The organism is Amycolatopsis sp. NPDC098790 (assembly GCF_044759945.1).
Taxonomy (GTDB): Bacteria; Actinomycetota; Actinomycetes; order Mycobacteriales; family Pseudonocardiaceae; genus Amycolatopsis.
The window spans coordinates 225,815-248,640 of sequence record NZ_JBIWAI010000001.1 but is presented as its reverse complement, the minus strand read 5'-3'; the positions used below and the strand labels follow the sequence as shown (position 1 = coordinate 248,640).

The 22,826-nt window shown below is 70.4% G+C and carries 24 protein-coding genes; 14 read left to right on the top strand and 10 right to left on the bottom strand.

What is annotated here, in order from left to right; genetic code table 11:
- Positions 1–1,074 (top strand): ABC transporter ATP-binding protein, encoded by a 1,074-nt coding sequence (locus tag ACIQWX_RS01285; protein ID WP_400863986.1) that lies wholly within the window; start codon positions 1–3, stop codon positions 1,072–1,074.
- Positions 1,075–1,133: 59 nt separating this feature from the next.
- Here the strand turns inward: ACIQWX_RS01285 and ACIQWX_RS01280 are convergent, their stop codons facing one another.
- From ACIQWX_RS01280 to ACIQWX_RS01270, 3 genes are read right to left on the bottom strand one after another with little or no spacing between them, the layout of a single operon-like run.
- Complete coding sequence (locus ACIQWX_RS01280; protein ID WP_360475480.1) at positions 1,134–1,328, bottom strand: 4Fe-4S domain-containing protein; 195 nt, start codon at positions 1,326–1,328, stop codon at positions 1,134–1,136.
- Between the two features lie 37 nt (positions 1,329–1,365).
- Complete coding sequence (locus ACIQWX_RS01275; protein WP_400863984.1) at positions 1,366–2,565, bottom strand: cytochrome P450; 1,200 nt, start codon at positions 2,563–2,565, stop codon at positions 1,366–1,368.
- Between the two features lie 10 nt (positions 2,566–2,575).
- Entirely contained in the window at positions 2,576–3,796 is a 1,221-nt protein-coding gene (locus ACIQWX_RS01270) for a cytochrome P450 (RefSeq protein WP_400863982.1), read from the bottom strand.
- A 178-nt stretch (positions 3,797–3,974) separates the two neighbouring features.
- On the opposite strand from ACIQWX_RS01270, the gene ACIQWX_RS01265 reads away from it, so the two are divergent.
- Together ACIQWX_RS01265 and ACIQWX_RS01260 are read left to right on the top strand one after the other, a co-directional pair.
- Positions 3,975–4,625, top strand: a complete 651-nt coding sequence (locus ACIQWX_RS01265; protein WP_400863980.1) for a TetR/AcrR family transcriptional regulator — start codon at positions 3,975–3,977, stop codon at positions 4,623–4,625.
- Between the two features lie 219 nt (positions 4,626–4,844).
- Entirely contained in the window at positions 4,845–5,534 is a 690-nt protein-coding gene (locus ACIQWX_RS01260; protein WP_400863977.1) for a hypothetical protein, read from the top strand.
- On the opposite strand, the gene ACIQWX_RS01255 is transcribed toward ACIQWX_RS01260, so the two are convergent.
- The 5 genes from ACIQWX_RS01255 to ACIQWX_RS01235 all read right to left on the bottom strand — a co-directional run bounded on the left by ACIQWX_RS01255 (position 5,531) and on the right by ACIQWX_RS01235 (position 10,135).
- The gene (locus ACIQWX_RS01255; protein ID WP_400863975.1) at positions 5,531–6,067 is read right to left on the bottom strand and encodes a hypothetical protein; all 537 of its coding nucleotides are present in this window, start codon (positions 6,065–6,067) and stop codon (positions 5,531–5,533) included. The two genes, ACIQWX_RS01260 and ACIQWX_RS01255, sit on opposite strands and share 4 nt — an antisense overlap.
- A gap of 102 nt (positions 6,068–6,169) precedes the next feature.
- Positions 6,170–7,036: an aldehyde dehydrogenase family protein gene (locus tag ACIQWX_RS01250; protein WP_400863973.1), complete on the bottom strand. Its 867-nt coding sequence runs from the start codon at positions 7,034–7,036 to the stop codon at positions 6,170–6,172.
- Entirely contained in the window at positions 7,029–8,462 is a 1,434-nt protein-coding gene (locus ACIQWX_RS01245; protein WP_400863970.1) for an aldehyde dehydrogenase family protein, read from the bottom strand. Before ACIQWX_RS01245 ends, ACIQWX_RS01250 begins: the two co-directional genes overlap by 8 nt.
- Positions 8,462–9,436, bottom strand: a complete 975-nt coding sequence (gene deoC, locus ACIQWX_RS01240; RefSeq protein WP_400863968.1) for a deoxyribose-phosphate aldolase — start codon at positions 9,434–9,436, stop codon at positions 8,462–8,464. Before deoC ends, ACIQWX_RS01245 begins: the two co-directional genes overlap by 1 nt.
- Before the next feature lie 84 nt (positions 9,437–9,520).
- Positions 9,521–10,135: a DUF1707 domain-containing protein gene (locus ACIQWX_RS01235; protein ID WP_400869346.1), complete on the bottom strand. Its 615-nt coding sequence runs from the start codon at positions 10,133–10,135 to the stop codon at positions 9,521–9,523.
- Positions 10,136–10,221: 86 nt separating this feature from the next.
- Here ACIQWX_RS01235 and ACIQWX_RS01230 point away from each other — a divergent pair, with 86 nt between their 5' ends.
- From ACIQWX_RS01230 to ACIQWX_RS01220, 3 genes are read left to right on the top strand one after another with little or no spacing between them, the layout of a single operon-like run.
- Positions 10,222–10,644, top strand: coding sequence for a protein-tyrosine phosphatase family protein (locus tag ACIQWX_RS01230; RefSeq protein WP_400863966.1), 423 nt, complete (start codon positions 10,222–10,224; stop codon positions 10,642–10,644).
- A 5-nt stretch (positions 10,645–10,649) separates the two neighbouring features.
- Entirely contained in the window at positions 10,650–11,273 is a 624-nt protein-coding gene (upp, locus tag ACIQWX_RS01225) for a uracil phosphoribosyltransferase (RefSeq protein ID WP_400863963.1), read from the top strand.
- Between the two features lie 27 nt (positions 11,274–11,300).
- On the top strand, positions 11,301–12,215 hold the full coding sequence (locus tag ACIQWX_RS01220; protein ID WP_400863961.1) for a pentapeptide repeat-containing protein: 915 nt from the start codon (positions 11,301–11,303) through the stop codon (positions 12,213–12,215).
- Here ACIQWX_RS01220 and ACIQWX_RS01215 read toward each other — a convergent pair.
- Positions 12,197–13,576, bottom strand: coding sequence for a hypothetical protein (locus ACIQWX_RS01215; RefSeq protein ID WP_400863959.1), 1,380 nt, complete (start codon positions 13,574–13,576; stop codon positions 12,197–12,199). The two genes, ACIQWX_RS01220 and ACIQWX_RS01215, sit on opposite strands and share 19 nt — an antisense overlap.
- A 70-nt stretch (positions 13,577–13,646) precedes the next feature.
- Here ACIQWX_RS01215 and ACIQWX_RS01210 point away from each other — a divergent pair, with 70 nt between their 5' ends.
- On the top strand, positions 13,647–14,216 hold the full coding sequence (locus ACIQWX_RS01210; protein WP_400863956.1) for an RNA polymerase sigma factor: 570 nt from the start codon (positions 13,647–13,649) through the stop codon (positions 14,214–14,216).
- Positions 14,213–15,472 carry a hypothetical protein gene (locus ACIQWX_RS01205; protein ID WP_400863954.1) on the top strand — a complete coding sequence of 420 codons (1,260 nt, stop codon included), beginning with the start codon at positions 14,213–14,215 and terminating at the stop codon, positions 15,470–15,472. Before ACIQWX_RS01210 ends, ACIQWX_RS01205 begins: the two co-directional genes overlap by 4 nt.
- Here ACIQWX_RS01205 and ACIQWX_RS01200 read toward each other — a convergent pair.
- Positions 15,445–16,071: a TetR/AcrR family transcriptional regulator gene (locus ACIQWX_RS01200; RefSeq protein ID WP_400863952.1), complete on the bottom strand. Its 627-nt coding sequence runs from the start codon at positions 16,069–16,071 to the stop codon at positions 15,445–15,447. The genes ACIQWX_RS01205 and ACIQWX_RS01200 overlap by 28 nt on opposite strands.
- An 83-nt stretch (positions 16,072–16,154) precedes the next feature.
- Between ACIQWX_RS01200 and ACIQWX_RS01195 the strand changes: the two genes are divergently transcribed.
- The 6 genes from ACIQWX_RS01195 to ACIQWX_RS01170 all read left to right on the top strand — a co-directional run bounded on the left by ACIQWX_RS01195 (position 16,155) and on the right by ACIQWX_RS01170 (position 22,811).
- On the top strand, positions 16,155–16,556 hold the full coding sequence (locus ACIQWX_RS01195) for a MerR family transcriptional regulator (protein ID WP_400863949.1): 402 nt from the start codon (positions 16,155–16,157) through the stop codon (positions 16,554–16,556).
- 50 nt (positions 16,557–16,606) lie between these two features.
- Positions 16,607–17,530: an aldo/keto reductase gene (locus tag ACIQWX_RS01190; RefSeq protein ID WP_400869344.1), complete on the top strand. Its 924-nt coding sequence runs from the start codon at positions 16,607–16,609 to the stop codon at positions 17,528–17,530.
- A 130-nt stretch (positions 17,531–17,660) separates the two neighbouring features.
- Positions 17,661–19,199 (top strand): NAD(P)-binding domain-containing protein, encoded by a 1,539-nt coding sequence (locus tag ACIQWX_RS01185; protein ID WP_400863946.1) that lies wholly within the window; start codon positions 17,661–17,663, stop codon positions 19,197–19,199.
- Positions 19,199–20,272: an alpha-hydroxy acid oxidase gene (locus tag ACIQWX_RS01180; RefSeq protein ID WP_400863944.1), complete on the top strand. Its 1,074-nt coding sequence runs from the start codon at positions 19,199–19,201 to the stop codon at positions 20,270–20,272. The genes ACIQWX_RS01185 and ACIQWX_RS01180 overlap by 1 nt, the downstream gene beginning before the upstream one ends.
- Positions 20,269–21,534 carry a cytochrome P450 gene (locus tag ACIQWX_RS01175; protein ID WP_400863942.1) on the top strand — a complete coding sequence of 422 codons (1,266 nt, stop codon included), beginning with the start codon at positions 20,269–20,271 and terminating at the stop codon, positions 21,532–21,534. The genes ACIQWX_RS01180 and ACIQWX_RS01175 overlap by 4 nt, the downstream gene beginning before the upstream one ends.
- Entirely contained in the window at positions 21,531–22,811 is a 1,281-nt protein-coding gene (locus ACIQWX_RS01170) for a cation:proton antiporter (RefSeq protein WP_400863939.1), read from the top strand. Before ACIQWX_RS01175 ends, ACIQWX_RS01170 begins: the two co-directional genes overlap by 4 nt.
- Positions 22,812–22,826: the final 15 nt, after the last annotated feature.

Here is a 22,826-nt window from a genome sequence, read left to right as displayed (position 1 = left end):
ATGGCAGCGGTCAGCTACGAACAGGCGTCGCGGATCTACCCGGGCGCGCACGTGGTGAAGGCGGTCGACCGGTTCGACCTCACGGTGCCGGACGGCGAGTTCCTGGTGCTGGTCGGGCCGTCGGGGTCGGGGAAGTCGACGGCGTTGCGGATGCTCGCCGGGCTGGAGGACATCGACGAGGGCGCCATCCACATCGGCGACCGCGACGTCACGCACCTGCCGCCGAAGGACCGGGACATCGCGATGGTGTTCCAGTCCTACGCGCTCTACCCGCACATGACGGTGGCCGAGAACATGGGCTTCGCGCTGAAGCTGCGTGGACTGTCCAAAGCGGACATCGACGCCAAGGTGGCCGAAGCGGCGAAGATGCTGGACCTTTCGAAGTTCCTGGACCGCAAGCCGAAGGCGCTGTCCGGTGGTCAGCGGCAGCGCGTCGCGATGGGCCGGGCGATCGTGCGCGAGCCGAGCGTGTGCCTGATGGACGAACCACTGTCCAACTTGGACGCGAAGCTGCGGGTGGAGACGCGCGCAAATATCGCGCAGCTGCAACGGCGTCTGCGGACGACGACGATCTACGTCACGCACGACCAGGTCGAGGCGATGACGATGGGCGACCGGGTGGCGGTGCTCCGCGACGGCGTGCTGCAGCAGTGCGCGTCACCGCGGGAGCTGTACGAGAACCCGCGCAACAGTTTCGTGGCCGGCTTCATCGGGTCGCCGGCGATGAACCTGGCGACGCTGCCGCTGACCGAGGGCGGCGTCCGGCTCGGTGACGTCGTGCTGCCGCTGCCGCGGTCGGTGCTTTCCGCCGCCGGTGACCTGCGCGAGGTCGTCTTCGGCGTCCGGCCGGAGTCGCTGGAGCTGGTCTCCGAAGGCGGCTTCGAGCTGGTGGTGGAGCTGGTCGAGGAACTGGGCGCGGACGCGTACCTGCACGGCAAGGTGGGCGACGACCGGTTCGTCGTCCGGGTGGACGGCCGCACGCCACCCCGGATGGGCGACAACGTCCGGGTCGGGTTGCGTGGCGAAGGCGAGACCCACGCCTTCCACCCGGGGACCACGCTGCGCCTCTCCTGACCGACCAGGCCACGGCCACCTCGCGGGAACCCCTTACCCGCGAGGTGGCCGTTCCCGTGTCACTCCTGCAGGGAAAGGGCCTGGCTGGGGCACACGTGCACCGCTTCGCGGGCCTTCTCGACCAGTTCGCCCTCGGGCGCCTCGTTCAGGACGATGACCGTGCCGTCGTCCTCGCTCTGGTCGAACAGCTCGGGCTCGGTGAGCACGCACTGTCCGGCGCCGACGCACTTGCCGGTGTCCGCGATGATCTTCATGGTCCTTCTTTCCTGTGGTGGGATGGCAGTCCGATCTCTACCAGGTCACCGGCAGCCGGTACAGGCCGTAGATGTTCGCGTCGTCCTTGAACGGCAGGTCGTCGACGTCCGCGCCCAGCGCCAGCGTCGGGATGCGCCGGAACAGCGTGTCGAACACGATCTGCAGCTCCATCCGGGCCAGGTTCTGGCCCAGGCACTGGTGCGGGCCGAAGCCGAACGCGACGTGGTGGCGCGCGCCGCGCTCGATGTCCAGCTCGTCGGCGTTCTCGAACGCCCGCGGGTCGCGGTTGGCCGCGTAGCCCAGGGCCAACACGCCTTCGCCCGCCTTGATCAGCTGCCCGCCGACCTCGACGTCCTCGACGCACAGGCGCGCCGTGGCCGCGTCGACGATCGTCCAGTAGCGCAGCATCTCCTCGACCGCGTCGAGCGTCTTGCCCGGGTCGGCCTTGATCGCCGCCAGCTGCTCCGGGTTGCGCAGGAACGCCACCGTGGACAGCGAAATCATGTTCGCCGTCGTCTCGTGGCCGGCCACCAGCAGCAGGAACCCGGTCGCGGCCAGCTGCTCCCGCCGGTAGGTGCCGTCCTCGCGGAGCTTGACGATCTGGCGCCCGAGCAGGTCGTCCGGCGGGTTCTCCTCCTTGGTCGCGATGAGGTCGGCCATGTACCCGCGGATGGTGTCGAACGCCGCCCGCCGGTCTTCCGCCGACGTCGTGCGCTTGATCAGCTTCGCCGTGTGTTCCTGGAAGAAGTCGTGGTCGCCGTAGGGGACGCCGAGCATCTCGCAGATCACCAGCGACGGCACCGGCAGCGACAGCGCCTCGACCAGGTCGCCCGGCTTCGGGCCGGCGAGCAGCGCGTCGATCTGGCCGTCGACGATCTCCTGGATCCGCGGCCGCAGCGCCTCCATCCGGCGGACGGTGAACTCGCCGAGCACGGCCTTGCGGGCCGGCCCGTGCTCCGGCGCGTCCATGGTGATCATGGTGCGCTCGTCGCCCTTGCGCCGGAACCCGCCCTTGACCAGCTGCGGGAAGTCCGGGTGCTGCCGGTCGGCGCTGAAGCGCCGGTCGTTCAGCACCGTCCGGACGTCTTCGAGGCGGGTGACCACCCACGCGTGGCCGCCCTCCGGCAGCCGGACGCGCTCGACGGCGTCGCCCTCGCGGATCTCCTCGTACGCCGGCGGCGGCGCGAACGGGCAGGTGCGGGTCATCGGGAACTCGTGCTGTTCGACGGTGGTCATGGCGTCCCCCTCACCAGGTCACGGGCAGGCAGTAGAGACCGAAGATCGACGAGTCGTGCTTGAACGGCAGCTGGTCGACCGGCGCGGCCAGCTTCAGCTCCGGGATGCGGCGGAACAGCGTGTCGAAGACGATCTGCAGCTCCATCCGGGCCAGGTTCTGCCCGAGGCACTGGTGCGGGCCGAAGCCGAACGCGACGTGGTGGCGGGCGCCGCGCTCGAGGTCGAGCTCGTCCGGGTTCTCGAACGCCGCCGCGTCGCGGTTGCCGGAGTAGCTCAGGCCCAGCACGCCCTCGCCTTCGCGGATCAGCTGGCCGCCGATCTCGACGTCCGCGGTGGCGACGCGCGAGGTCGCGAACTCCGCGATCGTGAAGTACCGCAGCAGTTCCTCGACGGCGTCGAGCGTCTTGCCCGGGTCGTTCTTGACGAGCTCGAGCTGGTCCGGGTTCTCCAGCAGCGCGACGGTGCCGAGGGAGATCATGTTCGCCGTCGTCTCGTGCCCGGCGATGAGCAGCAGGAACGCCAGCGAGACAAGCGAGTCGTGGTCGACGTCGCCGTGCTCCTCGCGCTGCTTGAGGACCTGGCGGCCGAGCAGGTCGTCGGTCGGCTCGGCCTCCTTCTTGGCGACCAGCTCGTCCAGGTAGCCCTGCAGCTCCTCGACGGCCTGGAAGCGTGCCTCCTGCGTGACCTCGCGGTTGAGCATCGTGGAGCTGCGCACCTGGAAGAAGTCGTGGTCGGCGTACGGGACGCCGAGCAGCTCGCAGATGACCAGCGACGGCACCGGCAGGCTGAGCGCGGAGACGAGGTCGGCGGGCTTCGGGCCGGCCAGGATCGCGTCGATGTGCTCGTCGACGATCTGCTGGATCCGCGGCTGCAGCGCCTTCATGCGCTTGACGGTGAACTCGCCGACGACCTCGCGGCGGGCGGCGCCGTGCTCCGGCGGGTCCATGTTGATCAGCGACGCGGTGAAGCGGCGGCGCTGCGGGCGGCCGGCCTTCGTCAGCACCGGGAAGCCGGGGTTGAACCGGTCGGAGCTGAACCGCGGGTCGGTCAGCATCTGCCGGACCTCTTCGAGGCGGGTGATGGCCCAGGCCTCCGAGCCGTCGGGCAGGCCGACGCGCTGGACCGGGCCCGCTTCGCGCAGCTTCTCGTACGCCGGCGGCGGCGCGAACGGGCAGCTGCGGTCGAGCGGGAAGACGTCGCCCTGCGTGGTGGGTTCGGCGACTTCGGTCATTTCGGGCCCCCTAAAGCGGACGTAAAGTATGCGGAGGATTACATTCCGGTTCTAGGTCCAACGTACCGAAGTGGAAGGAAGTCGTCCACTAGCTAACGGGTGACTCGAAGCGGATCCGGTGTGTGGCCGCCTGACCATGCGAGAATCAGCCCGCGCGATTCAGCGGAAGGCGAACGGCATGACGGCAGACCCCGAGACCACCCTGCGGGCGGACGCGCGGCGCAACCGCGACCAGATCCTGGCCGCCGCGAAGACCATCTTCGCCGTCTCCGGTCCCGAGGTGCCGATGGAGGAGATCGCCCGCGCGGCCGGCGTGGGCGTCGGGACGCTCTACCGCCGGTTCCCGGATCGGGACGCGCTGGTGCGCGCGGTCGCGATGGACAACTTCGAGCGGGTGCTGGTCGACGCGCGGGCGATCGCCGCCGAGGAGACGTCGGCGTGGAGCGCGCTGTCGCGGTTGCTGCGGCAGTCGGTGGAGCTGCAGCTGAGCGTCCAGCTGGCGATGGTGTCGCCGCGAGCGCTGGTGATCTTGAAGAACGACCCGGAGGTCCGCCGGCTGCGGGACGACATCCTGGCGGTCCTCGACGAGTTCGTCGACGGCGCGAAGGCCGAGGGCAGGCTCCGGCTCGACGTCGGCTCGGGCGACATCGCGATCCTGTTCGCGACGCTGCTGCGCCAGGTGCGCGCGAAGTCCCCGGACGTGGCGGAGATGGCGGCCCGCCGCTGCGTCGGCATCATGATCGACGGTCTCAGCGCGCTGCCGGGCACCGAGCTGCCGGGGCGGCCGATCACGTCGCACGATCTGGACCCCGCGGACGACCACGCCTGATTTTCATTTTTTCGTGTTAGGGTTCCGCCTCGTTCTGCCGAATTGTGGCTCTGGGCGGGAAAAATGCGACGAAGAGTCTGGTTGTTGGCGATTCCCTTTCTGCTGGTCGCGGGCTGCAGTTCCGGGCCGGTCGCGGGGGCGGCTGCTCCGGCTTCCGCTTCGGCTTTTTCCAGTGTCGCCGTTGCACCGCCGACGTCGGTTGCGCCGTCTTCTCGTTCCGTGGTACCGACTCCGACCCCGCCGTCGACGACCCCGGTGCGCGGTTGCCGCAGCCCGGAGTTCACGACGTCCGAGCCCGACGGAGGCTGGTCGGACGGCGGCTACTACGTCCACAACAACATGTGGAACACGGAGGAGGCGGGCCCGGAAACGCTGCGGGCGTGCGCGTACGACAACTGGTACGTCGATTCCAGTCAGCCCGACTCGACGTCGGTGAAAACCTATCCGAACGTCCACAAGGACATAAACGACCAGAACGGGAAACCGTTCAACGACTATTCGGTGATCCGTTCGACGTTCGCGGGCCGTGGCCCGGGTGTGGGCGTCTACGACGTGGCGTACGACCTGTGGCTGAACGGAGTCGGCAACGGCGCGGGCGTCAGTGAGCTGATGGTGTGGACAGAGAACCTGAAGCAGCAGCCGGCGGGCGACAAGCTGACGACGTACACGGCTGGTGGATTCACGTACGACGTGTGGGCGGACGACGAGGGGTACGTGGCGTTCGTTTCGCGCTCGACGCAGTACTCGGGGAGCATCGACCTGAAGGCGATGATCGCGTGGTCGATCGGGAAGGGGCTGATCCCGCCCAACCCGACGGTGAACCAGATCGGTTACGGGATCGAGTTTTGTTCTACGGGTGGGGGTAAGGCGCGGTTCACGCTGACGGACTTCTCGGTGACGATGAGCTAGCGGGCGTACCGCTGGATGGTGCGCGGAGAGGGCCGGAACAGGGACAGGCCGACGAAGAAGTTCACCGCGCACAGCACGACGGCGACGGCCGGGAGGCAGAGGTAGCCCGCGATGCCCGGCGTCACGACGTGGACGGTGCCGGTGGCGTCCTCGGCCGACCACGTGAAGCGGTTCATAGAGGTGACGTAGAAGATCAACGACGTGAAGAGGCCGGCGCCGGCCGGCACGCCGAGCGCGTAGAGCGCCATGGCCGACTTCTGCCGGTTGAGCAGGTAGCCCTGGGGATGGGTCGTGACCCAGCCTCGGGCCATGGTCATCGTCACGCCGGAGACCAGCAGGAACAGGCCGAGGAAGACGCCGGTCGTGACGGTGCTGAGGGCCATCGCGCCGGCGCGGCCGGGGAGCAGGAGGCCGCCGAGCGGAATCCCGAACCCGACCACCACGCCCACGGCCACGGTGACCACGCCGAGGACGAGGCAGGAGCCCCGGAAGCGCGCGGCCATGCGAGGCGGGATCCAGACCTGCTGGTTCACGTAACCTCCCCCGTCACTTCTTGCACTCGCCCGGCAGCTTAGCGTCGCCACGCACGACGGAGGCCACCACCCGGCTCGGGTGGTGGCCTCCGTTCGCGCAGCTCAGACGCCCAATGGGTGCCAGACCGTCTTCGCCTCCAGGTAACGCCGCAAGCGGGTGATGTCCGGGGCCGTCGTCCAGTCCGGCTCTGCTGCCGGGACCGTCAACACCCTCTTCACCGTGTTCGCCGCTTCGCGTGCCAACTCGACGCGGTCGTCCGACGCCGCGCCGGTCGGGTCCAGTGCGTTCACGTCTCCGTGCGATGCCAGCCATGGGCCCAGCTCGGCCGCCCGGCCCGTCAGGATGTTCGCCACCCCTCCCGGGACGTCCGATGTCGCCAAGACCTCCGACAGCGTGATCGCCGGCAACGGCCTCTCCGCGCTCGACACCACCACCGCCGTCGAGCCCGTTGCCAGGACCGGGGCCAGCACTTCCACCAAGCCCAGCAACGACGACTGCTGCGGCGCCAAAACACCCACCACGCCCGTCGGCTCCGGGACCGTGAACGAGAAGTACGGGCCCGCCACCGGGTTCGCCGCGCCGAGGACCGTGGCGATCTTGTCCGTCCAGCCCGCGTACCAGACCCAGCGGTCGATCGCCGCGTCCACAATGGACTCGGCTTTCTTCGTGGCGAGACCCTCCGAAGTGGACACTTCCGCGACGAACTGGTCGCGACGGCCCTCCAGCACCTCGGCCACCCGGTACAGCACCTGGCCGCGGTTGTACGCCGTCGCCGCGGACCAGCCTCCGAATGCCTTGCGGGCCGCGACCACCGCGTCGCGGACGTCCTTGCGGGACGCGTGCGCCGCGTTCGCCAGGAACTTGCCCTTGCTGTCCGTCACCGGGTACACCCGGCCGGACTCCGAACGGGGGAACTTGCCGCCGATGTACAGCTTGTACGTCTTCGCGACGGAAATCCGGTCAGACATTCAGGTACGCCTCCAGCCCGGTGCGGCCGCCTTCGCGCCCGAAGCCGGATTCCTGGTAGCCGCCGAACGGGGCGGCGGGGTCGAAGCGGTTGAAGGTGTTGGCCCAGACCACGCCGGCGCGCAGCTGGTTCGCCATCCACAGGATCCGGGAACCCTTTTCGGTCCAGATGCCCGCCGAAAGCCCGTACGGAGTGTTGTTCGCCTTCGCGACGGCCTCGTCCGGCGTGCGAAACGTCAGCACCGACAGCACCGGGCCGAAGATCTCCTCGCGCGCGATCCGCATCGACTGGTGGACGTTCGCGAACACCGTCGGGGCGAAGAAGAACCCGCGGTCCGGCACCGGGCACGGGCTGGTCCAGCGCTCCGCGCCTTCGGCGTCACCCGACTCGACGAGCCCGCGGATCTTGGCCAGCTGCTCGGCGGAGTTGATCGCGCCGATGTCGGTGTTCTTGTCCAGGGGGTCGCCGATGCGCAGCGTCGAGACGCGGTGGTGCAGCTTCTCCAGCACCTCTTCGGCGATGGACTCCTGGACCAGCAGCCGTGAGCCCGCGCAGCAGACGTGGCCCTGGTTGAAGAAGATGCCGTTGACGATCCCCTCGACGGCCTGGTCGAGCGGCGCGTCCTCGAACACGACGTTCGCCGCCTTGCCGCCCAGCTCGAGCGTCAGCTTCTTCGGCGTGCCCGCGACCTGGCGCTGGATCGCCTTGCCGACCTCGGTCGAGCCGGTGAAGGCGATCTTGTCGATGCCCGCGTGCTCCACAATGGACGCGCCGATGTCGCCCGCGCCCGGGAGGATGTTCACCACGCCCGGCGGCAGCTCCGCCTGCTGGCAGATCTCCGCGAACACCAAGGCGGTCAACGGCGTCGTCTCGGCCGGCTTCAGCACGACCGTGTTGCCGGTGGCCAGCGCAGGCGCGATCTTCCAGGCCAGCATCAGCAGTGGGAAGTTCCACGGGATGATCTGGCCCGCGACGCCGAGAGGCTGCGGGTTGGGGCCGTAGCCCGCGTACTCCAGCTTGTCCGCCCAGCCGGCGTGGTAGAAGAAGTGCGCCGCCGCCGTCGGGACGTCGGAGTCGCGCGACTCCTTGATCGGCTTGCCGTTGTCCAGGCTCTCCAGCACCGCGAGCTCGCGCGAGCGTTCCTGGATCAGCCGCGCGATGCGGAACAGGTACTTGGCGCGCTCGGTGCCCGGCATCTTCGACCAGACCGTGTCGTACGCCTTGCGCGCGGCCTTGACCGCGGTGTCCACATCGGACTTCGACGCGGTGCCGACCTCGGCCAGCACCTCTTCGGTGGCGGGGTTGATCGTCTTGAGCGGCTCACCCGAGCCGTCGACGAACTCGCCGTTGACGAAGGGCTTGTAGTGGTCCTTGAGGTTCGCGATGGCGCGCGACTCGGGCGCCGGTGCGTACTCGAAAACAGGCATCAGTCCACCGTCACGTAGTCGGGGCCGCTGTAGTGGCCGTCCACCTGGGTGCGGCGCTGCAGCAGCAGGTCGTTGAGCAGGCTGGACGCGCCGAAGCGGAACAGGTCCGGGGTCAGCCACTCCTCGCCGGCGACCTCGTGCACGGCGACCAGGTACTTGATCGCGTCCTTCGTGGTCCGGATGCCGCCCGCGGGCTTGACGCCGCGCAGTTCGCCGGTGCGGACGTGCCAGTCGCGGACGGCCTGCAGCATGATGTGCGTGACCGGCAGCGTCGCGGCGGGGGAGACCTTGCCGGTGGAGGTCTTGATGAAGTCCCCGCCGGCCAGCAGCGCCAGCCACGACGCGCGGCGCACGTTGTCGTAGGTCGCCAGCTCACCGGTCTCGAGGATGACCTTCAGGTGGGCGTCGCCGCAGGCTTGTTTGATGGCCTGGATCTCCTCGAAGACGTCCATGTACCGGCCTTCGAGGAAGGCGCCGCGGTCGATCACCATGTCGACTTCGTGCGCACCCGCGTCGACGGCGATCTTCGTGTCGGCCAGCTTGATTTCCCGCGAAGTGCGTCCGGCGGGGAAGCCGGTGGCGACGCTGGCGACGTGCACGCCGCTGCCCTTGAGCGCTTCGACGGCGGTGGCGACCATGTCGGGGTACACGCAGACGGCGGCGACGCGCGGGGTGTCCTGCCGCTCGGGATCGGGGCGGACGGCCTTCGCGGCGAGCGCGCGGACCTTGCCCCGGGTGTCGGCGCCCTCCAGGGTGGTCAGGTCGACCATGGAGATGGCGGTGTCGATGGCCCACCGCTTGGCGTCCTTCTTGATGCTGCGCGTGCCGAGGCCCGCCGCGCGCTGCTCGACGCCGACCTGGTCGACACCGGGCAGCCCGAGCAGGAAGCGGCGCAGGCTCGCGTCGTCGCGAGTCGCGTCCACCAGCGGTGCCGGGGTGGCCGGCGCCGCTGACGTGCTGGTCGTGGCTGTCATGCGCCTGAGTCTAGGCGGCGGGTCCGACAGTGCGAGCCCCCATTGGTTGTGACGCTGGGTGCGTGACGCGTCACAACGCCGAGGTCAGGCCCCTTCGATCTGCGGTGGCTCGTCCCGCTTCGCCGGCTTCCGGTACACCACGACCCCACCCCAGAACCCGAGCCCGTTGATCTTCACGGTCGGCGCCGTCGGCGGGGCCGGCGGTGCCCCCGACTTGTCCTCCAGCACGAACCCGCCCATGAACCCGATCCCCGTCACGTCGACGTTGATGTCGTCCGGGACCGTGATCGTGATGCCGCCCATGATCGCCACCGCCGTGATCGTGCACTGGCGGTCGGCGAAACGCGCTTGGCGCAGGTCGATCTCCGTGCCGCCCCAGAACGCGAAGCTCGTGTGCTGCGGGGGCAGGACCCAGCTGCCCTTGCGGACCGCGCCGGACATCACGCCGATCGACACCGGGCTGCCCGGGTGGCCGCCGATGCGCTGGTCCGGGAAGCCCAGGGCCCGCGTGGTCGCCGGCTGGATCGCCCCGGACGTCGACGGCAGGTCCTCCGTCACGGGCTTCAGCTCGCCGACCGTCTTCGCCGCGTACACCGTCGAAAGGCGCTCTTCCAGCTCGTTGACCGTGATCCGCCCTTCCGAGAGGGCGTTGTGCAGCACCTGGGCGACGCGTTCGCGGTCCGCGTCGGAAGCCCGCATCTGGTCGGGCGTCAGTTCGCTCACCCGGCGGAGCTTAGCGGCGAAAACCACCCACCGTGTCCTTCTTCAGGAGGACACTGACCCCTATGGTCGAGTTTCCGGACGGCACCCGTGTTCACGGACGAGGTCTCGCCCGTCCACGACCCGACGAGCCCGTGCCGGATTTCGGGCTCTACCTGGGGACGAGCCGGCTGCGGCGCAAGCACGGCGGGGGCATCACCTGGCCGCACGAGTGGGTGACCTGGCCCGACTTCCTGCTGCCGACGAAGCCCGAGGCAGCGCGAAACCAAATCAAGGCGCTCCACGCCAGAGCGAAGCTCGAAACCGTCGAAGTCGCCTGCTACGGCGGTGCGGGACGGACCGGCACGGTGATGGCCTGCCTGGCGATCCTCTCCGGCGTCCCCGCGGCCGAAGCCGTCGCCTGGACCAGGCGGCACTACCACGAACGAGCCGTCGAAACGCCCTGGCAGCGCGGCTGGGTGAAGAGCTTCGCGAAACGGCTAGATTGACCCGCATGGATGTGCACGTCGTCGATCACCCCCTAGCGAAGGCCCGGCTCTCCACGATGCGCGACGCGCGCACCGACAGCGCCGCGTTCCGGGCCGCGCTGCACGAGCTGACCGTCATGCTGGTCTACGAAGCCACCCGCGACGTGCCGGTTAAGACCGAGCGGATCCACACGCCGGTCGCGCGCACCGAGGGCTACACGCTGGCCAAGCCGCCGCTGCTCGTCCCGGTGCTGCGGGCCGGGCTCGGCATGGCCGACCAGGCGCACAAGCTGATCCCGGACGCGCAGATGGGCTTCGTCGGCCTCGCGCGCGACGAGGAGACGCTGAAGCCGACGCCGTACCTCGAGTCGCTGCCGGAGTCGCTCGCCGACCGGCCGGTCATGGTGCTCGACCCGATGCTCGCCACCGGCGGCTCGATGGAGTACACGATCCGGCTGCTCACCGACCGCGGCGCCGACGACGTCACGGCCATCTGCGCGCTCGCCGCGCCGGAAGGCCTGGCGCACCTGGAGAAGACCGGCCTGCCGGTCCGCGTGGTCACCGCGAGCATCGACGAGCGCCTCAACGACTCGGGCTTCATCGTCCCAGGCCTCGGCGACGCCGGTGACCGCCAGTACGGCGCCCGCTGAGCCTTGCCCGTCCTCAAGTGGCGCTGGGTGGCCGCGGCTGGCGGCGCCGTCGCGCTCGTCACGGCTGGGCTGCTCTGGCTGCTGCTGGGCTGGTCCGGGGCGCCGGACGCGCCGGTGCGCATCGACGCCGTCAAGACGGCGTTCGGCATCGGCGCCGGCGCGGGCGGCGTCTTCGCGCTGTGGCTGGCGACGCGCCGCCAGCGCACGCTGGAGCTGCAGCTCGCCGAGACGACCCGCGTCGCGGGCGTGACCGAACGCGACCTCGAGGAGCGGCGGGTCACCGAGCTGTACACGAAGGCCGTCGAGCAGCTGGGGAGCGACAAGGCCCCCGTGCGGCTCGGCGGGCTGTACGCGCTGGAGCGGCTGGGACAGGACAACCCGAAGCAGCGTCAGACGATCGTGAACGTGCTGTGCGCGTACCTGCGGATGCCGTTCAAGGCACCGGTCGCCGGGCTCAAGGGCACCGCGGCCCGCGATCTGGACGACGACCCGGAGGAGAGTGAGCTCCTCGTCCGGCTGGCCGTGCAGGAACTGCTCAAGACGCACTTGAGCCACGACGCCGCGGGCTACTGGCCGGGGATGTCGATCGACCTGCAGCGGGCCACCCTCGTCGACTTCCGGCTGAGCGGCTGCACCCTGGCCGCCGCCGACTTCAGCCGCGCGCGGTTCGTCGGGCAGCTCCACATCCGCGGCACGCGCTTCACCCGCCAGGCAGGGTTCTACGGCACGGAGTTCCGCGACATCGTGAACTTCGACCGGTCGGTGTTCGAGGAAGGCGCTTTCTTCTCCCGGGCGCATTTCACCAGCGATGTCCGCTTCACCCGGATCCGCTCTGGCGGCCGGTTCGAGTTTTCGCGCACGGTATTCGAGGAGGGCGCCGACTTCGACGGCGGCGAACACGCGGAACTCGATCTGACGGACGCTCAGTTCGGCACCAAGTAGAGCTCCTGCTTCCCGAGCGTCGGCGCGTCGAGCGTCCAGTGCGCGAGCGCGTCCGGCGGCGGGCTCGGCAGCCGGCGCAGGACCAGGTCGGGGCGCCGCGGCCGGACGTCGAAGTCGAAGAACGCGTAGTCGACGCGCAGTGCCGCGCGGACCCAGCGGTTCCCGGCCCCGCGGGCATCGATGGCCGCCGGGAGCAGGCCGCGGTCGGCGAAGACGTCGACGATCGCGCACTCGCACGTGTACGCGAGCACGCCGATCTCGCCGGCGCTGCCGATCACCCGGCCACCGGCCAGGTCGCGCAGGTCGCGGCCGATCTCCTCGTACCGGGCGGTCGACGCGTAGTTGGACGTCAGCGGCGCGAACTCCCGTGAAGAGCCCGCGTACGCGAGCACGGAAGCGGCCACGAGCCCGAGGACGAAACCGGTTGCGACCCGCCGCGAAGACGCCCACGCGCACAGGAAGATCGTCGCCGCGGTGATCCCCGGGCCGTAGTACCAGTGGTACGGCGGAACGTTCAGCAGCACGTACGTCAAGTGGTAGAGCACACCGCCGAGAGCCAGGAGGGTGAACGGCCGAAGCCCCCGCCGGAACGCGAAAGGCAACGCCGCGAGCGGCAGGAACGACAGCACGGCCGCCCACCAAGCGGTCCGCGCGTAGAAGAGCGGGCCGTTGCCGAACTTCCAGTCGCCCCAAGCTCGTTGCGCGCCCTGCAGCGTCTTGATCACGACCGTGTCGGGCACCGCCGCGCCGAGCACGACCCAGCTGAACGCGAACCACGGCAAGGCCACCAGGACAAGCCCCAGCAGCGCTCGCCCGGATCGCACGGAGAAGCCGAGGACGACGGCGAAGACCAGCAGGTCGAGCCGGACGAGCGCGAGTGCGCCCGCGGTGAGCCCGAACGCCAGGGGCCGCCGTTCGGCCGCGAACACCGTCACCCACCCGAGCACCGCCGAGCCCAGCGCGACCTCCAGCCCGATCGACGACAGCAGCAGCGGGTTCACGGTCAGCGCCGCGAACGCCAGCGCGGGGAACCAGCGCGGCAACGCCGTGCCGAGCCGCCGCAGGGCCAGGACGAGCGCGACCTGGCTCAGCACGTACAGCACGCCGGCCGCGAAGACGGCGTCCCGCACCACGAACGTCAACGCCGCGAAGGCGAGGACGTTCGCCGGGGACGTCGCGGAGTTCGACGTCGCGTCGGCCAGCAGGCCCCAGTGGCCGTGGAACGCGAGGTTGCGCGCGTAGGCGAGCGTGATGAACGTGTCGTCGACGAGGTGCGGGCGGGTCAGCAGGAACACCGCCGCCGACACGCACGCGACGGCCGCGGGCAGCTTGTCCGTGGTCCGGACCTGGTCGATGATCACGACCGGAAGTGGCCGCGGGGCCGGCGGGAGTTGCGCGCAACACCCCGGCGCCTGCCGGCCACTGAGGGGTGTGACCAGCCATGCGACGGGGGCGCCGGTGGACGATCGGGTCCTGTGGGACCGGGCCGCCGGCGGCGACGAGACGGCGTTCGGCGAGTTGTTCGAGCGGCACGCCGAAGCCGTCTGGAACCACGCCTACCGGTTGACCGGGTCGTGGAGCGCCGCCGAGGACCTGACCTCGAACACCTTCCTCACCGCCTGGCGCCGCCGCGCCGACGTGACGTTGGTGCGCGACAGCGCCCTGCCGTGGCTGTACACGGTGGCCGGCAACGCCGCCCGCGACGAACACCGCGGCGCGCGACGGCGGCTGCGGCTGCTCCGGAAGGTCCCGGACCCGCCGGTGGTGTCCGACCACGCCGACGCGGTGGCCGAGCGGCTCGACGGCGAGCAGCGGCTGCGCGAGGTCGTCGACGCCGTGCGGGCGCTGCCGAAGGCGCAACGCGCGGTCGTCGAACTGTGCCTGCTCGGCGACCTGAGTGTCGCCGACGCGGCCGCGGCGCTGGCCGTCGCCGAGGTCACCGTCCGCGCCCACCTGTCCCGGGCCCGCGCCCGCCTGCGCACGCTGCTGGAGGAGAAATGAGCGACGACCTCGGCCTCCCGCCGCGGCGCACCTTGCCGGACGACGTCCGCGACCGGCTGCTCGCCGAAGTCCGTGCCGGGATCGGGAAACCGCGGCGGCCCAAGCACGTCTGGTACGCCGCGGCGGCCGCGGTGCTCGTCCTGGCCGCGGGCGCGGTCGTCGCGACGAAGACGTTCCGGGAGCGGCCCGTCGCCGGCCCGCCGCCGGACCCGGGCAACCGGCTCACCCTCGACCCGAAGGTGGCGACGGCCGCGCTGGACCGCTGCTGGGCCGCGGTGCAGGCGGCGGGCAAGACGGACCGCGTGCCGCCGCGCGCGGAGTGGGTCCCGCTGTTCACCGAGGTCCTGCAGGCGGACGCGGTGGTCGCGGCGACCGCGGCCGGCAAGCCGATGTTCTGCGAGACCACCGAGACGACCGTGACGGTGTCGGACCCGGCGGCCACGCCCGCGTACGCGCCGGGCACGCGCACCGGCCTACTGCTGCAGAGCCCGACCGGGGTGGTCGGCGGGGTCCTCGACCCGGGCATGGCGGGCGTTTTCCTCGACTCGCGCACCGAGGGCGGGGAGAACATGTCGCAGGGCATCAGCTTCTCCCCGGTCACGCACCAGTTCATCGGGATGACGCGGTCCTCGCTGTCGGCGACGACGCTCACCGTGGGCAAGCCCATGGCACCGGACCCGAGGACCCTGCCCCCGGCGCCGGCGTGGCTGGTCATGGCCGTCGACCGGCCGGTGACCGCCGACCGGACGTCCCCCGCGGGCCGGGCGCTGGGCGAGTGCCTGGACCTCGCCGAGATGGAGGTGGTCCCGGACGCCGCGGCCTACGCGCCGGGGCCGCTGCTCGAAACCGACGACTTCCGGGTGGTCATGGGCCGCCTGGGCGACCGCGTCGCGGTCTGCGAGACCGAGCCCGACTACCACCGGCCGGGGCGGACGAAGTCCCGCTCCTACGCCGGCTACATCGGCCCGCAGACCCAGGTGGCCCGCACCTTGACCGTCGACACCCTCGGCCACCCGCAGACGGGTGCTCCGGCGGGGAAGGCGCGGCACCCGTACGTCGCGGCGCTGCCCCTGACGGCGACGAAGGCGACCATCGACTTCGGCATCGGGACGAGTGTCGAGGCCGACGTCGTCGACGGCATGGTCGCCGCCTGGATCCCCCCGAACATCGACCAAACCCCGGAGGCGACGGTCCACGTCCAAGCCCGCGACGCCCAGGGCAAGGTCGTCTACGACGGGTCGTTGCGGCTCATCTGAGGACTCTGAGGCCGCAGCCAGCCGGAGGCGTTCGCGCGCAGGGCCGTCTCGTACGAGCCCGTGACGTCGAACTCCTCCGGCAGGTTGCCGTTGAGCTCCAGGGAGACGAGCCCGTGCACGAAGGCCCAGCAGCCGACCGCGACCGTCTCCGGGGGGACGTCGAGGAAGACGCCGTCGGCGATCGCGCGGCGGATGATCGCTTCCAGGGGCTCGAGGGTCTTGCGGGCGAGTTCTTCGGCGTCTTCGTTGGGCTCGAACCCCGGCACCGACCTGGTGAACATGATCCCGTAGAGGTTCGGGTCGGCCAGTGCGCTGGCGCGGTAGGCGCTGCCGAGCGCAACGAGGTCTTCGACCGGGTCACCGGTCAGCTCGGTGCCGGCCATGCGGGCGCCGAAGCGGCGGAAGCCCTCGGTGTAGAGCGCGTTCACCAGATCGGGTTTGCTGCCGAAGAGGGAGTACACGGCGGTGGTCGACGTCCCGGCGTCGGCGGCCAGCTTCCGCAGGGAAAGCGCCTTCGGCCCGTCGGCGGCGATGAGCTCGCCGGCGCGGTCGAGGAGCTTCAGCCGGAGGGCTTCGTCATGCGTGCGTGGCCGTGCCATCGACAGAGCGTATCGGAACGCTGTTATAGAAGACCAGGGTGAAGAGTTGACCTGGAGTGCACTCCAGGTCGTAGTGTCGGCTCATGAGCTACTCGATAGCGGAAGCCGCTCGACGTAGCGGACTGTCCATCGACACCCTCCGGTACTACGAGCGCATCAAACTGCTCGACCCGCCCGCCCGGGACACCGCGGGCCGCCGGGCGTACTCCGACGACGACCTCAACTGGCTGGGTTTCCTGACCAAGCTGCGCACCACCGGGATGCCCATCAAGAGCATGCGCGAGTACGCGTCGCTGCGCCGCCACGGCGTGGCCAGCGCGGGCCGCCGCAAGGCTCTGCTGGTGGAGCAGCGCCGGTCGGTCGCCGAGCGGATCGCCGAGCTGCAGGGGTGCCTCGACATCCTCGACTACAAGATCGACAACTACGCCCAGGTCGAGCGCAACGTGCTCGGCGTGGAGCCAAGCAGGGAGGAGATTTCCGCGTGAAGACCAGGAAGCTCGGCGGTCTGGAGGTCGGCGCCCAGGGACTCGGCTGCATGGGGATGAGCCAGGCCTACGGCGTCCGCGACAACGACGAAGAGTCGATCGCGACGGTCCACCGGGCTCTCGACCTCGGCGTCACGCTGCTCGACACCGCGAACGTCTACGGCGCCGGCGTCAACGAGGAGCTGGTGGGCCGCGCGATCGCCGGCCGCCGCGACGAGGTCGTGCTCGCGACGAAGTTCGGCATCGTGTGGACCGACGGCGCGATGGGTGCCCGCGGGGACGCCGCCTACGTCAAGCAGTCTTGTGACGAGTCGCTGCGCCGGCTCGGCGTCGACCACATCGACCTGTACTACCAGCACCGCGTCGACCCGGCCACGCCGATCGAGGAGACCTGGGGCGCGCTGGGCGAGCTGGTGGAGGCCGGGAAGATCCGGTACGCCGGGATTTCCGAGGCGAGCGCGGCGACGATCCGCGCCGCCCACGCCGTGCACCCGGTGACGGCGTTGCAGAGCGAGTGGTCGCTGTGGACCCGGGGTATCGAGGGCGAAATCCTCGACACGTGCCGGGAGCTCGGCATCGGCGTCGTGCCGTTCTCGCCGCTGGGCCGCGGGTTCCTGACGGGCGCGGTGAAGTCGGTCGCGGATCTGCCCGAGGACGACATGCGCCGCGGCCTGCCCCGGTTCGCCGAGGACAACTTCGCGCGCAACATGGCGATCGTCGACGCGCTGCGGAAGCTGGCGGAGGAGAAGGGCGTGACGGCGGGGCAGCTGGCGCTCGCGTGGGTGCAGTCCCACGGCGAGGACGTCGTGCCGATCCCGGGGACCAAGCGCCGCAAGTACCTGGAGGAGAACGTGGCGGCGGCGTCCCTCGAACTCACGTCGGACGACCTGGCGGCCATCGCGGCGGCGGCTCCCGCGGACGCCATCGCGGGGGAGCGCTACCCGGAGCAGCTGGCCCGCGCGGCCGGCAAGTGAGCCGAGCTTTCACGTGAAAGCTCCCACCTGGGGGCGCAGCTTTCACGTGAAAGCTCCGCTCTGAGCCTTTTCTGAGATCTCCGGAGCAGGCTCGGCGCCGATCAAGGTCGGTGCCGAGCCTCAGGAGGTCGTGGTGGAGGAAGTGCTCGATTATCTGGTTGTCGGGGCGGGACCCGCGGGGTTGCAGCTGGGGCAGCACCTCGCGCACGCCGGGCACCGGTACCTCGTGCTGGAGGCCGGGTCCGCGCCCGGTCACTTCTTCGAGACGTTCCCCCGGCACCGGACCCTCATCTCCATCAACAAGAAGCACACCGGGTACGCCGACCCGGAGCTGCGGATGCGGATGGACTGGAACTCGATCCTCGCCGATCCCGGCGACGAGCTCGTCTTCACGGACTACAGCGAGAAGCTCTTCCCGGACGCCCCGGACTTCCTCCGCTACCTCGCCGATTACGCGGCGAAGCACAAGGTCGACGTCCGTTACGACACCCGGGTGACGCGCATCCGCCGTGACCCGGAAAGCGCTCTCTTCGTCCTCACCGCCGGTGACGAAGAGTTCCGGACGCGCAGGCTGATCATGGCCACCGGCGTCACCAAGCCGTACATCCCGCAGTTCCCCGGCGTCGAGCTGATCGACCAGTACGTGGACGTCGACGTCGACCCGAAGAGCTTCACCGACCAGCGCGTTCTCGTGCTGGGCAAGGGGAACTCCGCGTTCGAGACGGCGGACAACCTCATCGAGACGGCCGCGGTCGTGCACGTCGGCGGCCCGCGGCCGGTGAAGCTCGCCTGGCGCACCCACTTCGTCGGTCACCTGCGCGCCTACAACGCCGGCATCCTCGACATGTACCAGCTGAAGCTCCAGCACGCGATCCTCGACGGCGAAGTCCGTGAGGTCCGCAAGGACGCCGACGGCTACCACGTCAAGTTCGCCTTCGCCCGCGCCGACGAGGTCGTCAAGGAGATCCGCTACGACCGCGTGATCGGCTGCACCGGCTTCCGCTTCGACGCGTCGCTGTTCGACGAGGACTGCCGCCCGCAGCTCACGATCAACGACCGCTTCCCCGCGCAGACGCCGGACTGGGAGTCGGTCAACGTGCCGGGCCTCTACTTCGCCGGCACGATCACGCAGGTCCGCGACTTCAAGAAGGCCACCAGCGCGTTCATCCACGGCTTCCGCTACGGCGTCCGCGCGCTGGCCAAGGTCCTCAACGAGCGCCACCACGACACGCCGTGGCCGAACACCGAACTACCCGCCAAACCGGACGCGCTGACCGACGCCGTGATCACCCGGATCAACCGGACTTCCGCGCTGTACCAGCAGTTCGGCTTCCTCGGCGACGTCCTGGTCGTCGACGGCGACACCGCCCGCTACCTCGAAGAGGTGCCGGTCGACCGCGTGCTCCAGGACCCGCCCGAGGACGCCTACGTCGTCACCCTCGACTACGGCCCCGACCACGACAAGATCGACCCGTTCGACTTCGTCGCGCGCGCCGCCCAGGACAAGGCCAACGACTCCGGCGAAGGCCACTACCTGCACCCGATCGTCCGGCACTACCGCCGCGGCGAGCTCGTCGCGACCCACCACGTCACCGAGAACCTCGAGAACGAGTGGGACAAAGAGGTGCACGTCGAGCCGCTGACCGCGTTCTTCACGCGGGAGCTGTGATGCGCACGATCGCCGAGTTCGAGGCGGCGGCCCGCCAGCGCCTCGACCCGGTGCACTACGACTACTTCGCGGGCGGCGCGCAGGACGAAATCACCGTGGCGGAGAACGAAACGGCGTTCCGGAAGCTCCGGCTGCTGCCCCGCGTCCTGCGCGGCAGCGACAAGCGCGACTTGAGCATCGAGCTGCTCGGGACGCCGTCGTCGATGCCGATCCTCGTCGCGCCCACGGCGTTCCACCGGCTCGCGCACGCCGACGGCGAACTCGCCACGGCCCGGGCGGCGGCCCGCGCGGGCACGATCATGATCGTCAGCATGGCCGCCACCACGGCGGTCGAGGACATCGCCGCGGCGGCCCGCGAGGTCGCGCCGGACCCCGGCCTGTGGTTCCAGCTCTACCTGCAGCCGGACCTGGAGTTCACCGAGGCGATCGTGCGCCGCGCCGAGAACGCCGGCGTCAAGGCGTTCGTCGTGACCGTGGACTCGCCGGTGCTCGGCCGCCGCGAGCGCGACGACCGCAACGACTTCCACGACCTGCCGCCGGGGCTGGTCGTGGAGAACCTCCGCAACCTCGAGCTGGAGAACCGCAGCGGCGGCAACGCCAGCCATGTCCGCGAGATCGTCATGTCGGCCGGGCTGAACTGGGACCACATCGCGTGGCTGCGGTCGAAGACGAAACTGCCGGTGCTGATCAAGGGCGTGCTGCACGCCGAGGACGCGCGGCTGGCGGTGCACCACGGCGTGGCCGGGATCGTCGTGTCCAACCACGGCGGCCGCCAGCTCGACACCGTGCCCGCGACCATCGACGTCCTCCCCGAGATCGCGGCGGCCGTCGGCGGGGCGATCCCGGTGCTGCTCGACGGCGGGATCCGCCGCGGCACCGACGTCGTCAAGGCGCTGGCCCTCGGCGCGGACGCGGTCGGCGTCGGCCGGCCGGTCGTGTGGGGCCTGGCCGCGGGCGGCCGCGAAGGCGTCACGCAGGTGCTGGAGCTGCTGCGCGACGACTTCGACCAGGCCCTCGCGATGTGCGGTGGCCGGCACCCGGCCGACCTGACCCCGGACCAGGTGCGGCGATGATCGGCAAAGCACTCGCCGCGGCCGCCGCGCTGACCGCGCCCGCGTGGCTGCCCGCCCGGGTCGTCGCGCTGCGGATGAAGATCTTCGCGCTGGTCAACGGCCAGGACACGGTGACGATCCCGGGCGAGCAGGTCGGCGCCGCGGACTTCAAGCGCGTCTACGCCGACCCGGCGGCGAACGGCCGCAGCCGCGGCGCCGCGTTGTCCGACCTGTTCTGGTACTGGCTTGCGCCCGGGCCGCAGGTGCACCAGGAGCACCTCGAAGCCGGGCCGCGCTACGACGAGGTCGCCAAGTGCACCCGGCACATCCTCGTCCGGTCCAAAAAGGACTCCGAGGAGCTGGCCGGCCGGGTGGCCGCGCACGTCCTCGACGACGTCGAACCCGGGCTCGTCCGGTTCCGCGATGCGATGATGCCGATCTGGGCCGAGCTGTACTACGAGCTGGTGTTCGAGGAGCCGTGCCCGCCCGAGGCGCGGGACCTCATCGTCGGGCACGCCGACGACGTCGTCTCGGCCCTGAAGTGCGTGCGGCCGCGCAACATGCGCCGCCGCGCCAAGCTGACGAAGTACCTGCGGCGGCGCCTCGCCGACGTCCCGCACCCGCTGCCGGACTCGCTGACCCCCGAGGAACAGGCCTACTACCTGCAGGGGACGTTCTTCAACACCGCCGTCGTGCAGATGTCCGAGGCGATGGCGCACCTGCTGATGATCATTGCGCAACGCCCGGAGGTCCAGCGCCGGCTGGCCGAGCACCCGGACGACGACGCCTACCTCGACCGCGTCATCGACGACGGCCTGCGCGAGTTCCCGCTGTTCGGCATCGCCCACCGGATCTCCACCGCGGACATCGAGCTGGAGCACCTCACGATCCCGGCGGGAACGGTGCTGTGCTTCAGCTACCCGGGCTACGCCGCACAGTCCGAAAAGGACGCTTTCATCCCGTTCGGCGTCGCGCAGAACCGCGCCTGCCCGGCCCGCGGGCTGGCCCCGCCGACCATGCGCGTCGTGACGCGCGAGGTGCTGCGCCGGTTCAGCCTCGCTTCGACGGCAGGCCACACGCGCTCCATCCCCAACCGCGGCCCGGCGCTGCTCACCCGGCGCGGTGCCCGCACCCGGCGGGTGCCCCTGGTGTGGATCGCCGTGCGCGACCGCTGGGAAGACGTCTGGCGCAGCTTCGCCCAGCTCGTGTTCGGCACCTACATGGTCCTCGACGCCCGTCGCCAAGCCCTGTGCAGCACTTACTTCGCCGGAGGTAATCGATGAGCCCGTCCGAAGCGGCGCCGGTCTTCTTCCTCGCCGTCGTGGCGATCCTGGTGGTGGTCCGGCTGGTCTGCCTGGTCGCGGTCAAGCTCGGCCAGCCGCCGGTGGTCGGCGAGATGGTCGCCGGGGTGCTGCTCGGCCCCTCGCTGTTCGGGCTGCTGCTGCCGGACGTCCAGGCGGCGCTGTTCCCGGACGCGATCCGGCCGCTGCTCTACGTCGGCGGCCAGATCGGCCTGGTCATCTACATGTTCGGCGCCGGCTACGAGTTCAACCTGGACAGCATCAAGAAGTCGCGGAAGTCGGTCGCGGCGATCTCGTCGGCCGGGACGCTGGTGCCGCTGGCGCTCGGGGTCGGCGTCGCGATCCTGGGCACGTCGTGGGTCGGCATCGGCAAGGAAGGTGTCTCGCTCGTGACGTCGGCCGCGTTCGTCGGGGTGGCCGTGGCGATCACGGCGTTCCCGATGATGGTCCGGATCATCACCGAACGCGGGATCGGCTCGACGAAGTTCGGCTCGCTGGCGCTGGCCTGCGGTGCGCTCGACGACGTGCTCGCGTGGCTGCTCCTGGCCGTCGTGCTGGGCATGCACGCCGGGTCGCTCGGCCCGATCGCGCTCGCCCTCGGCGGTGGCCTGCTGTTCGCGCTGCTGGTGTTCATCGTCGGGCGGCGCCTGCTGACCCGGGTGATGGGCAGCGACCGGGTGAGCGTCGACCAGCGGGTGCTCATCACCGCGATGACGTTGTTCGCGGCCGCCTGGTTCACCGACACGATCGGCCTGTACGCGGTGTTCGGCGCGTTCACCGTCGGGGTGGCGTTCCCGCGCGGCGCGGCCGCCGACGCCGTGCTCGCGAAGATCATGCCGATCGGGTCGATCGTGTTCGTTCCGCTGTTCTTCACCTATTCCGGCCTGAACACCCGGTTCGCGCTGCTCGCCGACCCGAAGCTGCTCGCCTTCGCGCTGCTGACGGTGGCGGTCTCGATCGTCGGCAAGCTGGGTGCGTCCTGGGGCGCCGCGAGGCTGGCGGGGGAGCCGCAGGCGATCGCGACGCGCGTCGGCGTGCTCGTCAACGCCCGGGGGCTGATGCAGCTGATCGCGCTGAACGTCGGGCTCGCCGCGGGGATCGTCTCGCCGGCGTTGTTCACGGTGCTCGTGCTTGTGGCGCTGGTCACCACGATCATGACCGCACCCGTGCTCGCCTGGCTCGACCGGCGCGATGCCCGCAAGGGGACCAGCGAAGTGCTCCTGACGGCGGAGCCGGTCCCGGTGACCGGGAAAAGTTGACAGTTCAATTTCAGA

Bases quoted from the DNA above. Each gene is read 5' to 3' on its own strand.
- ACIQWX_RS01280 (WP_360475480.1), bottom strand. From the start codon at position 1,328: ATGAAGATCATCGCGGACACCGGCAAGTGCGTCGGCGCCGGACAGTGC.
- ACIQWX_RS01190 (WP_400869344.1), top strand. From the start codon at position 16,607: ATGGGGATGAGCCAGGCCTACGGCGTCCGCGACAACGACGAAGAGTCG.
- ACIQWX_RS01195 (WP_400863949.1), top strand. From the start codon at position 16,155: ATGAGCTACTCGATAGCGGAAGCCGCTCGACGTAGCGGACTGTCCATC.
- deoC (WP_400863968.1), bottom strand. From the start codon at position 9,436: ATGACAGCCACGACCAGCACGTCAGCGGCGCCGGCCACCCCGGCACCG.
- ACIQWX_RS01265 (WP_400863980.1), top strand. From the start codon at position 3,975: ATGACGGCAGACCCCGAGACCACCCTGCGGGCGGACGCGCGGCGCAAC.
- ACIQWX_RS01275 (WP_400863984.1), bottom strand. From the start codon at position 2,565: ATGACCACCGTCGAACAGCACGAGTTCCCGATGACCCGCACCTGCCCG.
- ACIQWX_RS01285 (WP_400863986.1), top strand. From the start codon at position 1: ATGGCAGCGGTCAGCTACGAACAGGCGTCGCGGATCTACCCGGGCGCG.
- ACIQWX_RS01245 (WP_400863970.1), bottom strand. From the start codon at position 8,462: ATGCCTGTTTTCGAGTACGCACCGGCGCCCGAGTCGCGCGCCATCGCG.
- ACIQWX_RS01205 (WP_400863954.1), top strand. From the start codon at position 14,213: ATGAGCGACGACCTCGGCCTCCCGCCGCGGCGCACCTTGCCGGACGAC.
- ACIQWX_RS01170 (WP_400863939.1), top strand. From the start codon at position 21,531: ATGAGCCCGTCCGAAGCGGCGCCGGTCTTCTTCCTCGCCGTCGTGGCG.
- ACIQWX_RS01200 (WP_400863952.1), bottom strand. From the start codon at position 16,071: ATGGCACGGCCACGCACGCATGACGAAGCCCTCCGGCTGAAGCTCCTC.
- ACIQWX_RS01175 (WP_400863942.1), top strand. From the start codon at position 20,269: ATGATCGGCAAAGCACTCGCCGCGGCCGCCGCGCTGACCGCGCCCGCG.
- ACIQWX_RS01230 (WP_400863966.1), top strand. From the start codon at position 10,222: ATGGTCGAGTTTCCGGACGGCACCCGTGTTCACGGACGAGGTCTCGCC.
- ACIQWX_RS01270 (WP_400863982.1), bottom strand. From the start codon at position 3,796: ATGACCGAAGTCGCCGAACCCACCACGCAGGGCGACGTCTTCCCGCTC.
- ACIQWX_RS01180 (WP_400863944.1), top strand. From the start codon at position 19,199: ATGCGCACGATCGCCGAGTTCGAGGCGGCGGCCCGCCAGCGCCTCGAC.
- upp (WP_400863963.1), top strand. From the start codon at position 10,650: ATGGATGTGCACGTCGTCGATCACCCCCTAGCGAAGGCCCGGCTCTCC.
- ACIQWX_RS01250 (WP_400863973.1), bottom strand. From the start codon at position 7,036: ATGTCTGACCGGATTTCCGTCGCGAAGACGTACAAGCTGTACATCGGC.
- ACIQWX_RS01235 (WP_400869346.1), bottom strand. From the start codon at position 10,135: ATGCGGGCTTCCGACGCGGACCGCGAACGCGTCGCCCAGGTGCTGCAC.